11 protein-coding genes are annotated in these 13,027 nt (G+C 69.6%); 4 read left to right on the top strand and 7 right to left on the bottom strand.

What is annotated here, in order from left to right:
* Positions 1-83: 83 nt before the first annotated feature.
* The 5 genes from adhE to ilvD all read right to left on the bottom strand — a co-directional run bounded on the left by adhE (position 84) and on the right by ilvD (position 8,081).
* A complete protein-coding gene (gene adhE, locus NQ165_RS00810) occupies positions 84-2,816 on the bottom strand; it encodes a bifunctional acetaldehyde-CoA/alcohol dehydrogenase (protein ID WP_257530344.1) in 2,733 nt (910 codons plus the stop codon).
* Between the two features lie 152 nt (positions 2,817-2,968).
* Positions 2,969-3,994: a ketol-acid reductoisomerase gene (gene ilvC / locus NQ165_RS00805; protein ID WP_257530342.1), complete on the bottom strand. Its 1,026-nt coding sequence runs from the start codon at positions 3,992-3,994 to the stop codon at positions 2,969-2,971.
* A gap of 36 nt (positions 3,995-4,030) precedes the next feature.
* Positions 4,031-4,540: an acetolactate synthase small subunit gene (ilvN, locus tag NQ165_RS00800; protein ID WP_257530341.1), complete on the bottom strand. Its 510-nt coding sequence runs from the start codon at positions 4,538-4,540 to the stop codon at positions 4,031-4,033.
* A gap of 1 nt (position 4,541) precedes the next feature.
* On the bottom strand, positions 4,542-6,338 hold the full coding sequence (locus NQ165_RS00795; protein WP_257530339.1) for an acetolactate synthase large subunit: 1,797 nt from the start codon (positions 6,336-6,338) through the stop codon (positions 4,542-4,544).
* A gap of 36 nt (positions 6,339-6,374) precedes the next feature.
* A complete protein-coding gene (gene ilvD, locus NQ165_RS00790) occupies positions 6,375-8,081 on the bottom strand; it encodes a dihydroxy-acid dehydratase (RefSeq protein ID WP_257530337.1) in 1,707 nt (568 codons plus the stop codon).
* A gap of 138 nt (positions 8,082-8,219) precedes the next feature.
* On the opposite strand from ilvD, the gene NQ165_RS00785 reads away from it, so the two are divergent.
* Genes NQ165_RS00785 through NQ165_RS00770 form a run of 4 tightly spaced genes read left to right on the top strand, consistent with a single transcriptional unit; the run spans position 8,220 to position 10,664 of the window.
* Entirely contained in the window at positions 8,220-8,909 is a 690-nt protein-coding gene (locus tag NQ165_RS00785; protein WP_257530335.1) for an energy-coupling factor ABC transporter permease, read from the top strand.
* A complete protein-coding gene (locus NQ165_RS00780) occupies positions 8,906-9,253 on the top strand; it encodes a PDGLE domain-containing protein (protein ID WP_257530333.1) in 348 nt (115 codons plus the stop codon). Before NQ165_RS00785 ends, NQ165_RS00780 begins: the two co-directional genes overlap by 4 nt.
* Positions 9,250-9,915 carry a cobalt ECF transporter T component CbiQ gene (cbiQ, locus tag NQ165_RS00775; RefSeq protein WP_257530330.1) on the top strand — a complete coding sequence of 222 codons (666 nt, stop codon included), beginning with the start codon at positions 9,250-9,252 and terminating at the stop codon, positions 9,913-9,915. The genes NQ165_RS00780 and cbiQ overlap by 4 nt, the downstream gene beginning before the upstream one ends.
* Positions 9,912-10,664: an energy-coupling factor ABC transporter ATP-binding protein gene (locus NQ165_RS00770; protein ID WP_257530328.1), complete on the top strand. Its 753-nt coding sequence runs from the start codon at positions 9,912-9,914 to the stop codon at positions 10,662-10,664. The genes cbiQ and NQ165_RS00770 overlap by 4 nt, the downstream gene beginning before the upstream one ends.
* Positions 10,665-10,785: 121 nt before the next feature.
* Here the strand turns inward: NQ165_RS00770 and otsB are convergent, their stop codons facing one another.
* Positions 10,786-11,562, bottom strand: coding sequence for a trehalose-phosphatase (gene otsB, locus NQ165_RS00765; RefSeq protein ID WP_257530326.1), 777 nt, complete (start codon positions 11,560-11,562; stop codon positions 10,786-10,788).
* The gene (gene otsA / locus NQ165_RS00760) at positions 11,559-12,974 is read right to left on the bottom strand and encodes an alpha,alpha-trehalose-phosphate synthase (UDP-forming) (RefSeq protein ID WP_257530324.1); all 1,416 of its coding nucleotides are present in this window, start codon (positions 12,972-12,974) and stop codon (positions 11,559-11,561) included. Before otsA ends, otsB begins: the two co-directional genes overlap by 4 nt.
* Between the last annotated feature and the right edge of the window lie 53 nt (positions 12,975-13,027).

The following is a 13,027-nucleotide window of genomic DNA, read 5'->3' as shown; positions in this document are numbered from 1 at the left end:
TCCATCCTGACACAGACATCCGATGTCTAAACACACCGCGGGCCCGGCACTCGATCGAGGCCGGGCCCGCGGGGGCGATGCGATCAGCGTGCCGACTTCTTCCGCGGCGGGCCCGCGGGCGCAGCCACCGGCTCCGCCTGTTCGGACACCGGCACGACCGCCGACTCCGCCGCGGCGGCCGCCTGGGCCCGCCGGGTGCGGACCGCGTCGTACGACGTTCCGTAGTAGGCGGCTTCCATCAGCGTGCGCATGTCCGCGAGCAGCGGCATACGCGGGTTGGCCGGGGCGCACTGGTCGCCGTACGCGGCCATGGCGAGCTCCTCGAGGCGCCCGATGAAGGATTCCTCCGGCACTCCCTGAGCCTGGAACGAGTCCTCGATGCCCACCGCGGCACGCAGCCGCTCGACCGCGCGGGCGTAGGACTCGACGCCCTCGTCCGGCGTGGCGGCCGGCAGTCCCAGGTGGGCGGCGATCTGCTGGTACCGCTCGGGGGCCACGTAGCGCTCGTACTTCGGCCACCCGGTGACCTTCGCCGGGACCTGGCCGTTGTAGCGGATCACGTGGGGCAGGTAGATCGCGTTGGTCCGCCCGTGCACGAGGTGGAACTTCGACCCGGTGACGTGGGCCATCGCGTGCACGATCCCGAGGAACGCGTTGCCGAACGCCATGCCGGCGATCGCCGCGGCGTTGTGCATCTTCTCCCGAGCCTCCACGTCCGCGGCGTTCTTGCTGCCCGGCTGCGCCTGAGAGCTGCGCACGATGTTCTCGAAGATGAGCTTGATCGCGTGCAGGGCCAGCCCGTCGGTGAAGTCGTTCGCGTAGACGGACACGTAGGCCTCCGTCGCGTGGGTCAGAGCGTCGAACCCGGCATCCGCGACGAGGAACGCGGGAAGCGCCGCCGTCAGCAGCGGGTCCACGATCGCCACGGAGGGGGTCAGCGCGTAGTCCGCGAGCGGGTACTTCATGCCGGTCTCGTCATCGGTGATCACCGCGAAGGGCGTCATCTCCGATCCGGTTCCCGACGTCGTCGGCACGCACACGAGCTTGGCCTTCGCGCCGAGCTCGGGGAACCGGAACGCACGCTTGCGCACGTCGAAGAACTTCTCCCGCATGTCGGAGAAGTGCACGTCCGGGTTCTCGTAGAGCAGCCACATGACCTTCGCGGCATCCATCGGCGACCCGCCGCCGAGCGCGATGATGGTGTCGGGCTGGAACTCCCGCATCTTGGCGGCGCCGCGCTGCACGCTGACGACCGTCGGCTCGGGGAGGACGTCGTCGATGATCTGCAGGTGCACACGGCGGGGACGGCGGCCGAGCACGTCGAGCACCCGGTCCACGAAGCCCATCTTGGTCATCGTCGCATCGGTGACGATCGTCACCCGTTCGATGCCCTTCATGTCGATGAGGTACCGCAGCGCGTTCGGCTCGAAGTAGGTCTTGGCCGGCACCTTGAACCACTGCAGGTTGTTGTTGCGACGCCCCACGCGCTTGATGTTGAGCAGGTGCACCGCCGAGACGTTGTCCGCGACCGAGTTGCGCCCGTACGAGCCGCACCCGAGGGTCAGCGAAGGCATGAAGGCGTTGTAGATGTCGCCGATGCCGCCGAGCGCCGCCGGAGCGTTCTCGATGATGCGCACGGCCTTCACGCGGTCGGCGAAGTCGGCGATGACGGCAGGATCGCTGCTGTGCACGGCGCCGGAGTGCCCGAGTCCGTCGAAGGCGACCATCTGCTCTGCCAGGTCGATGCCCTCCTGGGCGTCGGCCGCGTGCAGCACCGCCAGCACGGGAGCCAGCTTCTCGCGGGTCAGCGGCTCGTGGGGTCCGACCCCGCTGACCTCGGCGAGCAGGATCGACGTGTCCTCGGGCACGGTGAACCCGGCCATCTGCGCGATCTTCGCCGCGGGCTGCCCCACGACGGCGGCGTTGAGCTTGGCTTCGGCGCACGAGGCGTCCTGCGCGCTGACGCCGAAGATCAACTCCTCCAGCATGCGCTTCTCGTCGGCGTTCACGAGGTAGGCGTGCAGCCGGACGAACTCCGCCATCGCCTCCTCCGCGATGGGCGCGTCGAGGATGACCGCCTGCTCGCTGGCGCACACCATGCCGTTGTCGAACGACTTCGACAGCACGACGTCGTTGACGGCGCGGCCGACCTTGGCGCTGCGCTCGATGAGGGCCGGCACGTTGCCCGCGCCGACACCGAGGGCGGGCTTGCCGCAGGAGTAGGCGGCCCGCACCATGCCGTTGCCACCGGTGGCGAGGATGAGGGCGACCCCGGGGTGGTTCATCAGCTCACCGGATGCCGCCAGTGACGGCTCCGTGATCCATTGGATGCAGTCGGTCGGCGCCCCCGCGGCGATGGCCGCGTCGCGCACGACGGTGGCGGCAGCCACAGAGCAGCGCTGCGCCGACGGGTGGAAGGCGAAGACGATGGGGTTACGTGTCTTCAGCGCGATGAGGGCCTTGAAGATCGTCGTGGAGGTGGGGTTGGTGACCGGCGTGATGCCGCACACGACCCCGACGGGCTCGGCGATCTCGGTGATCCCGGTGATCTCGTCCACCGAGATGACGCCGACCGTGCGCTGCTTGATGATCGAGTGCGTGACGTGCTCGCAGGCGAACATGTTCTTCACGGCCTTGTCTTCGAACAGGCCGCGTCCCGTCTCTTCGACGGCCATCACCGCGAGGTCCGCGTGCCGGCTCAGTGCCGCCACCGATGCCTTGCGCACGATGTGGTCGACCTGCTCCTGCGTGTAGGGCGCGTAGGCGGTCAGCGCAGCCTGTGCGCGGGCGACCAGTGCGTCGATCTCAGGGGACATCTCTCTCCAACCCGGCACGGGCGCAGTACCCGCGCCTTTGCTCTTGGCCTCAGCATAGACCTGTGGTCAGACCACAGGAAGGGGCAAAGAGAAAACCCGGTCGCCGCTCCCCCGTTTCCGGGGGGCGACGACCGGGTCAGGGTCGGCGGGGATCAGCGCGCGGCGCTGCCCTCGACGTAGTCGCTGTCCTGCTGCTTCCACGAGAACAGGGCGCGCAGGTCCTTGCCCACGGCCTCGATCGCGTGGGCGGCGGCCTTCTCACGCAGCTCGCCGAACTCCACGGCACCGGCGTCCTGGTCGTTGATGAAGCGCTCGGCGAACGCGCCGGAGCGGATGTCGGCGAGAACGGCCTGCATGTTCTCCTTGACGTGCGGGTCGATCACACGCGGCCCCGAGACGTAGTCGCCGTACTCGGCGGTGTCCGACACCGACCAGCGCTGCTTGGCGATGCCGCCCTCCCACATGAGGTCGACGATCAGCTTCAGCTCGTGCAGCACCTCGAAGTAGGCGATCTGCGGCTGGTAGCCCGCCTCGGTGAGGGTCTCGAACCCGTACTGCACCAGCTGCGAGACGCCACCGCACAGCACGGCCTGCTCGCCGAACAGGTCGGTCTCGGTCTCTTCGGTGAAGGTCGTCTTGATGACGCCCGCGCGGGTGCCGCCGATCGCCTTGGCGTAGGCCAGCGCGACGTCCCAGGCCTGGCCCGATGCGTCGTTCTCGACGGCGATGATGTCGGGGATGCCACGGCCGGCGACGAACTCGCGCCGCACGGTGTGTCCGGGAGCCTTGGGGGCGACGAGGATGACATCGACGTCCTCGGGGGCCTGGATGTAGCCGAAGCGGATGTTGAACCCGTGCGCGAAGGCCAGGGTCTTGCCCGCCGTGAGGTGCGGCTTGATCTCGTCGTTGTAGATCGTGCGCTGGTGCTGGTCGGGAGCCAGGATCATGATGAGGTCGGCCCACTGCGCGGCTTCCGCGACGGGCTTGACCTCGAAGCCGTCCTCCTGCGCCTTCGGGATGGACGTGCTGCCCTCCTTGAGGGCGATGACGACCTCGACACCCGAGTCACGCAGGTTCTGGGCGTGGGCGTGGCCCTGCGAGCCGTAACCGACGATCGCGACCTTCTTGCCCTGGATGAGCGACAGGTCGGCGTCGGAGTCGTAGAAGATCTCGGCCATGGTGTGTGTTTCTCCTTGGGTGGGGGTTCTGTATGGTCAGCCGCGCAGGACGCGCTCGGTGATGCTCTTGCCGCCGCGACCCATCGCGACCATGCCCGACTGGGCGAGTTCCTTGATGCCGAACGGCTCGACGGCGCGCAGGAACGCGTCGACCTTGCCGCGGTCGCCGGTCACCTCGACCACGACCGCGTCGGTGGCGTAGTCCACCACCGAGGCGCGGAAGAGGTTGACGACCTCGATGACGTTCGAGCGCGTCTGGTTGTCGGCGCGCACCTTCACGAGCATGTGCTCACGCTGCACGGATGCCGCGGGGTCGAGCTCGACGATCTTGATGACGTTGATCAGCTTGTTCAGCTGCTTGGTCACCTGTTCGAGCGGCAGCTCCTCGACGTCGACGACGACCGTGATCCGCGACAGACCGGGGACCTCGGTCACCCCCACGGCGAGGGAGTCGATGTTGAACCCGCGCCGGGCGAACAGGCCCGCCACTCGGGTCAGCAGACCGGGTTTGTCCTCCACGAGGAGGCTGAGGACGTGCTTGCTCATGTCAGGCCTCCTGGTCGAACGTCGGGGCGTGCTCGCGGGCGTACTGGATGCTGCTGTTGCTGCGGCCCTGCTGCACCATCGGCCACACCATGGAATCGGCACTGACCACGAAGTCGATCACGACCGGACGGTCGTTCGTCGCCAGCGCGAGCTGCACCGCGGCATCCACGTCCTCTTCCTTCTCGACGCGGATCGCAAGGCAGCCGTACGCCTCGGCGAGCTTGACGAAGTCGGGGACGCGCATGGAGTTGTGGCCCGTGTTGAGGTCGGTGTTGGAGTAGCGACCGTTGTAGACCAGCGTCTGCCACTGCCGCACCATGCCGAGCGACGAGTTGTTGATGATCGCGACCTTGATCGGGATGTTGTTGATGACGCAGGTGGCGAGCTCCTGGTTGGTCATCTGGAAGCAGCCGTCGCCGTCGATCGCCCAGACCACGCGATCGGGCTCGGCGACCTTGGCGCCCATGGCCGCGGGCACCGCGTAGCCCATGGTGCCGGCGCCGCCGGAGTTGAGCCACGAGTTGGGACGCTCGTACTTGATGAACTGCGCGGCCCACATCTGGTGCTGTCCCACGCCTGCGGCGAAGACACCCTCGGGCCCGGTGAGCTCACCGATACGCTGGATGACGTACTGCGGCGCCATGAGCCCGTCCGTCGGCTGCGCATAGCCGAGCGGGAACTCGTCGCGCAGGCCGTCGAGGTACGACCACCATTCGGTGATGTCTGCGCGGTGCTCCGCCGCCGCGAAGGCCGCCTCGAGGTCACCCAGCACGTCCTTGAGATCACCGACGATCGGCACATCGGCCGTGCGGATCTTGGAGATCTCGGCCGGATCGATGTCGACGTGGACGACCTTGGCGTGGGGCGCGAACAACGACGCCTTGCCGGTGACGCGATCGTCGAAACGGGCGCCGAGCGACACGATGAGGTCACTCTCCTGCAGGGCGAGCACGGCGGGCACGGTGCCGTGCATGCCGGGCATGCCGAGCTGCTGGGGGTGCGAGTCGGGGAAGGCGCCGCGGGCCATGAGCGTCGTCACCACCGGCGCTCCCGTCGCCTCGGCCAGGCGCAGCAGCTCCGCCGACGCCTGCGAACGGATGACCCCGCCGCCGACGTAGAGCACGGGCTTCTCCGCCGCCGCCAGCAGCTGGGCGGCCGCCTGGATCTGCTTGCCGTGGGCCTTGGTGACCGGCCGGTAGCCGGGCAGGTCGACGCGCGGCGGCCAGACGAACGGCGCCTCCTGCTGCTGCGCATCCTTGGTGATGTCCACCAGCACCGGACCCGGGCGCCCCGTGCCGGCGATCTCGAAGGCCGCGGCGATGGCGCCGGGGATCTCCTCGGCGCGCTTGACCAGGATCGAGTGCTTGGTGATCGGCATGGTGATGCCGACGATGTCGGCTTCCTGGAACGCATCCGTGCCCATGAGGGTCGAGAAGACCTGGCCGGTGATGCAGACGATCGGGACCGAGTCCATGTAGGCGTCCGCGATCGCGGTCACGAGGTTGGTTGCGCCCGGGCCGCTCGTGGCGATCGCCACGCCGGTCTTGTTCGACGCCGACGCGTACCCCTCGGCGGCGTGGCCGGCCCCCTGCTCGTGGCGCACCAGGATGTGCCGGATCTCCGAGGTGTCCATGAGCGGGTCGTAAACGGGCAGGATCGCGCCACCGGGCAGACCGAACACGTCGGTCACCCCCAGCAGTTCGAGCGAGCGGACGACCGCCTGTGCGCCGGTGAGGACGGGGGCGGATGCCGCGCGGGCCGGAGGCCGGGGCACGGCGGAAACGGTGTCTGAGGACATGGGTGACTACCTCGAGATCAAGGGTTGCTGACGGGACTACCCCGTCACCGCGCCCTCTGCAGCAGAGCGCACGAGTTTGGAGTACTTGGCCAGAACGCCACGGGTATAGCGCGGGGGAAGGGGCTCCCAGCCGTCTCGGCGGGAACTCAGCTCTGCGTCGCCGACGAGTAGGTCGAGAGTGCGAGCCGCGATATCGACCCGTATCAGATCACCATCGCGCACGAAGGCGATGGGACCAGCGTCCACCGCTTCGGGTGCTATGTGGCCGATGCACAGGCCGGTTGTGCCGCCTGAGAATCGTCCGTCCGTCAACAGTAGTACATCTTTTCCGAGGCCGGCTCCCTTGATCGCGGCCGTGATGGCGAGCATCTCGCGCATGCCGGGGCCACCCTTGGGGCCTTCGTAGCGGATCACGATGACGTCGCCCGGGTTGATGTCGCCGGCCTCGAGAGCGTCCATCGCGGCGCGCTCGCGCTCGAACACGCGCGCGGGCCCCTCGAACACCGATGCGTCGAAGCCGGCGGTCTTCACCACGGCTCCTTCCGGGGCGAGCGAGCCGTGCAGGATCGTGATGCCGCCGGTCGCGTGGATCGGGTCGGCGAACGTGTGGATGACCTCGCCGTCGATCGGGTCGGGATCGAGGTCGCGCAGGTTCTCGGCGAGCGTCTTGCCCGTGACCGTCAGCGCGTCGCCGTGCAGCAGGCCCTCGTCGAGCATGGCCTTCATGATCACCGGGATGCCGCCGTGGCGGTCGACGTCGTTCATGACGTACTTGCCGAACGGCTTCATGTCGGCCACGTGCGGCACCTTGTCGCCGATGCGGTTGAAGTCGTGGAGTGTGAGCTCGACCTCGGCCTCGTTCGCGATGGCGAGCAGGTGGAGCACGACGTTGGTCGAGCCGCCGAGAGCCATGGCCAGGGCGATGGCGTTCTCGAACGCCTCCTTGGTGAGGATGTCGCGGGTGGTGATGCCCTGCCGCAGGAGGTTGACCACGGCCTCGCCCGAGCGGTGCGCGTAGTAGTCGCGACGACGGTCGGCCGACGGCGGGGCGGCCGATCCGGGCAGGCTCAGGCCGAGCGCCTCGGCGACGGAGGCCATCGTGTTGGCGGTGTACATGCCGCCGCAGGCGCCCTCGCCCGGGGCGATGGCGCACTCGATGCGCTTGAGGTCGGCCTCGCTCATCTTGCCCGCCAGGCACGCGCCGACCGCCTCGAACGAGTCGATGATCGTGACGTCCTTCTCCGTGCCGTCGGACAGCTTGACCCAGCCGGGTGCAATCGAGCCGGCGTAGAGGAAGACGCTGGACAGGTCGAGGCGTGCCGAGGCCATCAGCATGCCGGGGATGGACTTGTCGCAGCCGGCCAGCAGCACGCTGCCGTCGAGGCGCTCGGCCATCATCACGGTCTCGACCGAGTCGGCGATGACCTCGCGGCTGACCAGGGAGAAATGCATGCCCTCGTGCCCCATCGAGATGCCGTCCGAGACGGAGATGGTGCCGAACTGCAGCGGGTAGCCGCCACCGGCGTGCACGCCCTCCTTCGCGCCCTGGGCGAGCCGGTCGAGGCTCAGGTTGCAGGGGGTGATCTCGTTCCAGCTCGAGGCGATCCCGATCTGCGGCTTGTCCCAGTCCTCGTCGCCCATGCCCACCGCACGGAGCATGCCCCGGGAGGTGGTGGCTTCGATGCCGTCGGTGACGACGCGGCTGCGCGGCTTGATGTCGATGGTTTCGTCGGGATTGCTCACGCGTGAATTCTATGGCCGTCGCCGCTCGCCCACGGTCGTGTGTCGCGACACCCCTGGTGTGTGTTGGACGTGCGGTCTAGCATCCCCATCTACGACGGTGTCGCAACTGGCACATCGCCCCACCTGGTTGGAGAGCGAATGCACGTTCCAGACGGATTCTTGGACATCCCCACCTCTGTCGCGACGGGAGCCGTCGCCGTCGCGGCGGTCGCCATCGCCCTGCCGAGGGCCCGCAAGGAGGCGGTCGACGACCGCAAGGCGCCGATGGTGGGCATCGTGGCCACCCTCATCTTCGCGGTGCAGATGATCAACTTCCCCGTCGGGGCGGGCACGAGCGGCCATCTGATGGGAGGTGCGTTGGCTGCCGTGCTGGTGGGCCCGGCGACGGGGGTGCTGTGTCTCACGGTCGTGCTCATCGTGCAGGCCTTCCTCTTCGCCGACGGCGGGCTCACGGCCCTCGGCACGAACATCACCCTCATCGGCGTCGTCACCGTCGTGGTGGGATGGTGGGTCTTCCGCGGCGTCGTGGTCCTCGCACCCCGTCGCACCTGGGCGGTGCCGTTCGGCGCCTCGCTGGGGGCGTTCATCTCGGTGCCCGTCGCGGCCGGGGTGTTCGCCGCGCTCTTCACCATCGGCGGAACGGTGGCGGTGCCGGCGGGCACGGTGTTCGCCGCGATGGTCGGCTGGCATGCCGTGATCGGGGTGGGTGAGGCGGTCATCACCGCTCTCGTCGTCTCGGCGGTGGTGGCCACCCGGCCCGACCTCGTCTACGGGATGCGGTTCGTACGCGTGCCGGCCGCACGCGCCAGTGAGGGAGCGACGGTATGAGCGGGACACCGCAGTCCGACGGGAAAAGGCGCATCTCGACCCGCGCCTTCACGATCGCCTCCTTCGCGATCATCCTGCTGATCGCCTGCGTCGTGAGCTTCTGGGCCTCGAGCCGGCCTGACGGGCTGGAGTTCGTCGCCGAGAGCAACGGCTTCATCGGCGCCGCCGAGGACAGCGCGACCGCGACGAGTCCCTTCGCCGACTACGGCGCGGTGTTCGTCGACAACCCGTGGCTCTCGCTGGCACTGGCCGGCGCGATCGGCTGCCTCGTGACGTTCGGCCTCGCCTGGATCATCGGAGGCGCCGCGCGGCGCCGCGCAGTGGCCGAGCCGGCGCGGCGATGAGGAGCTTCGCCGCTGCTCCCCCCGCGCAGGGCGCCCGGTGGCTGCGCACGGCACCGGCGCGTCTGAAGCTGCTCGCCGTGCTGCTCTTCGCCGTGATCGTGGTGGCCACCCCCCGCGAGTGGTTCGCCGCGTTCGCGCTGTACGCGGCCGTCGTCGCCGGTTTCCTCCTCGCCGCGCGGGTGACGCCGCGCACCCTGCTGGCGCGCATGGGCATCGAGATCCCGTTCCTCGTCTTCGCCGTGCTCATGCCCTTCGTCGCCACGGGCCCGCGCGTCGACGTGTGGGGTCTGCAGCTGTCCGTCGAAGGACTCTGGGGAGGGTGGGGGCTGCTCGCCAAGGCGACGCTGGCGCTCATGGCATCCATCGTGCTGGTCAGCACCACCGAGCCCCGCGCGATCATCCTGGCGCTCGAGCAGCTGCATCTCCCCCGGCAGCTCACCGCCATCGCGGGGTTCATGCTGCGCTACCTCGACGTCATCGTGGGTGAGTGGCGGCGCATGCGCGTGGCCCAGGACTCGCGGGGGTTCGGTGCCCGCGGCCACCGGTCCTGGCCGGTGCTGGCCCGCGGGGTGGGCGCGCTGTTCACACGTTCCCACGGCCGCGGCGAGCGCGTGCACCTGGCGATGCTCTCGCGCGGATACCTGGAACCGGCGCGGGCATGAGCTCTGCCGCCGTCTCGGTGCGCTCCCTGCACTACCGCTACCCCGGCACGCGGGCGCAATCGGTGCTGGCCGGTGTCGACTTCGACATCACCGCCGGCGAGCGGGTGGCGATCCTCGGTCCGAACGGCGCCGGCAAGACCACCCTCATGCTGCACCTCAACGGCATCCTGATGCCCGACGAGGGCTGGGTGGACGTCGACGGCACGCGCATCGACCGCGATACGGTGCGCGAGGTGCGCCGCCGCGTCGGTCTGGTGTTCCAGGATCCGGACGACCAGCTGTTCATGCCGACCGTGGGTGAGGACGTCGCGTTCGGCCCGGCCAACTACGGCGTCGCGGCGGCGGAGCTGAGGGCGCGCGTGGACGGCGCCCTCGCGACGGTCGGGCTGCACGACGTCGCGGACCGGCAGCCGCAGCACCTCTCGCTGGGCCAGCGGCGCCGCGCGGCGATCGCCACGATCCTGTCGATGGACGTGGACGTGATGGTGCTGGACGAGCCGACCTCCAACCTGGACCCCGGCTCCCGACGGGAACTGTCGGCGACCCTCGCCGCGCTCCCCGCGACCCAGATCGTCGTGACCCACGACCTGCCCTACGCGCTGGAACTGTGCCCTCGGGCACTCATCCTCGACGGCGGCAGGATCGTCGCCGACGGACCGACCCGCTCACTGCTGTCGGATGCCGCGCTCATGGCGGCCCACGGTCTGGAGCTGCCGTGGGGGTTCGACCCGTCCTACGGCCGGCGCTGACGACACCGCGCTGAGACGAATGCCACCGGACGAGAGCGCGGGTGATGACCACCGTCTCGTCCGTCAGGATTCGTCTCGACTTCGGGGCGGGGCGGGGCGGCGGGGCGGGGCGTGGCGGGGGCTACCGGCGGGCGCGGGCGGCGGCGAGGCGCGTGAGCAGGTCGGCGAGCTCCGGGATGCCGGGAACCGTCACATCCGCGGCGGTGGGGCCCTCCCCCACACGCACGCCCAGGTCGCCGGACTGCAGGCTGCGCAGCGCGTCTTCGTCGGTGACGTCGTCGCCGGCGAAGAGCACGGCGGTCGCCCGCGTGCGTTCGCGCAGCACCGCGACCGCGGAATCCTTGCCCTCGTGCCGGAAGGCGTACTCGACGATGTCGCGTCCTGCCCGCCGGCGCCAGGACGGCGCCTCGGCGGCGACGATCTCGTCGACGAGCCCGTTCGCCTCGACGGCGGTCGCGGCGTCCGCCCGGCGCGTGTGCACGCCGAGACCGAACGCCTTCGGCTCGATCCAGACACCGGGCAGGTGCGCCGTCGCCGCCTCCGCGCGTTGCTGCAGGCGGTCGCGCAGCTCGGTGGCGTCCGCGTCGTCCTCGTCGGAGCGCAGCCCGGAACGGGGCTCCCAGTACTCCGCACCGTGCGACCCCGCCAGCCAGAGCGGCGAGTCGTCGAGGTGCTCGGCGATCAGCCGCAGATCCTTCATGCTGCGGCCGGAGACCAGTGCCACCACGGTGTCGGGCAGGGCGGACAGCGCCTCGACGGCATCCCGCGCCGCCGGCAGCATGCGCGAGGCCATCGGGTCGTCCTGCAGCGGTGAGAGCGTGCCGTCGAAGTCGAGCGCGACCAGCAGGCGGGGCGTGGCTGCCAGCGCCGACAGCGCCTGCCCCTGGTCGGCGCTCACGAGCGGGCCCGTCGCACGGCGTCGAGCGATTCCAGGAACTCGCGCGACCAGTCGTTGACATCGTGCTCGCGCACCTTGCGGCGCAGGCTCCGCATGCGGCGGCCCTGCTCGGCGGCGGGCATCTCCACCGCGCGCACGATCGATTCCTTGAGCCCCTCGATGTCGTGCGGGTTGATGCGCAGCGCGGTGCCCAGTTCATCTGCCGCGCCGGCGAACTCGCTGAGCACCAGCACCCCGCGGTTGTCGATGCGGGAGGCGACGTACTCCTTCGCGACGAGGTTCATTCCGTCGCGCAGCGCAGTGACGAGCATCACGTCGGCGGCGAGGTAGAGGGCCACCATCTCCTCACGGGGGAACGCCTGATGCAGGTAGCGGATGGCGGTGTGGTCCATCGTGTCGTGATCGCCATTGATGCGGCCCACGGTCTGCTCGATCTCATCGCGCAGCTGCATGTAGGCGGCGACGCGCTCGCGGCTGGGGCTGGCCACCTGCACCAGGGTGACATCCTCTACCGAGAGCCGGCCGTCCTCCAGCAGCTCGCCGAACGCCTTGAGGCGATGACGGATGCCCTTGGTGTAGTCGAGCCGGTCGACGCCCAGCAGCACCTTCTTGGGATTGCCGAGGCTCTCGCGGATCTCGGCCGCGCGCGCCTGGATGTCCGGACGCTCGGCGAGGGCGATGTAGTCGTCGGCGTCGATGGAGATCGGGAACGCCTTCGCCAGCGCCATGCGCTCACGCCCGTCTTCTGTGGGCACCCGGATGCCGCTGGCCTTGGTCTCGTACCGCAGCTGGCGCCGCACCGCGCGGGCGAAGTTGGAGGCGTCGGCGACCCGCTGGAACCCGATGACGTCCGCGCCCAGCAGCCCTTCCAGCACCTGGCGCCGCCACGGCAGTTGCGAATAGAGGCCGTACGCGGGGAACGGGATGTGGTGGAAGTACCCGATCACGAGATCGGGCCGCAGCTCCCTCAGCATGCGGGGAACAAGCTGCAGCTGATAGTCCTGCACCCACACGGTCGCGCCGTCTGCGGCCACCGCCGCGGCGGCCTCGGCGAAGCGGCGGTTGACCCGCACATAGGCCTGCCACCACTCGCGGCGATAGCGGGGGGCGGCGATCACGTCATGGTAGAGCGGCCAGATGGTGTCGTTGGCGAAGCCCTCGTAGTAGAGCTCCACGTCCTCGGACGTCAGGTGGACGGGCACCAGGTGCATGCCCTCGAAGTCGAACGGGCCGACCTCGACGTCTGCCTGGCCCGGCCAGCCCACCCACGCGCCCTCGGTCGCGCGCATCACCGGGGCCAAGGCGGTCACCAGCCCGCCCGGCGACGTGCGCCACTGCTCCTCGCCATCCCCGGTTCCCGATCTGTCCACCGGAAGACGGTTGGCGACGACGACGAAATCGGCAGTACTCATGAGGATCCTCCGTGCGGCGGGCGGATTATCCAGGCTATCGCCCGACCACGGGC

Source organism: Microbacterium sp. zg.Y1084, from assembly GCF_024623595.1.
In the GTDB taxonomy this organism is placed as follows: Bacteria; Actinomycetota; Actinomycetes; order Actinomycetales; family Microbacteriaceae; genus Microbacterium; species Microbacterium wangruii.
The sequence above is the reverse complement of the archived record's forward strand: the minus strand, read 5'-3'. Positions and strand labels throughout refer to the sequence as shown.

Excerpts from the sequence above, each read along its gene's own strand:
- NQ165_RS00780 (WP_257530333.1), top strand. The coding sequence starts at position 8,906 with ATGAGCGGGACACCGCAGTCCGACGGGAAAAGGCGCATCTCGACCCGC.
- otsA (WP_257530324.1), bottom strand. The coding sequence starts at position 12,974 with ATGAGTACTGCCGATTTCGTCGTCGTCGCCAACCGTCTTCCGGTGGAC.
- adhE (WP_257530344.1), bottom strand. The coding sequence starts at position 2,816 with ATGTCCCCTGAGATCGACGCACTGGTCGCCCGCGCACAGGCTGCGCTG.
- NQ165_RS00770 (WP_257530328.1), top strand. The coding sequence starts at position 9,912 with ATGAGCTCTGCCGCCGTCTCGGTGCGCTCCCTGCACTACCGCTACCCC.
- NQ165_RS00785 (WP_257530335.1), top strand. The coding sequence starts at position 8,220 with ATGCACGTTCCAGACGGATTCTTGGACATCCCCACCTCTGTCGCGACG.
- ilvC (WP_257530342.1), bottom strand. The coding sequence starts at position 3,994 with ATGGCCGAGATCTTCTACGACTCCGACGCCGACCTGTCGCTCATCCAG.
- NQ165_RS00795 (WP_257530339.1), bottom strand. The coding sequence starts at position 6,338 with ATGTCCTCAGACACCGTTTCCGCCGTGCCCCGGCCTCCGGCCCGCGCG.
- ilvN (WP_257530341.1), bottom strand. The coding sequence starts at position 4,540 with ATGAGCAAGCACGTCCTCAGCCTCCTCGTGGAGGACAAACCCGGTCTG.
- cbiQ (WP_257530330.1), top strand. The coding sequence starts at position 9,250 with ATGAGGAGCTTCGCCGCTGCTCCCCCCGCGCAGGGCGCCCGGTGGCTG.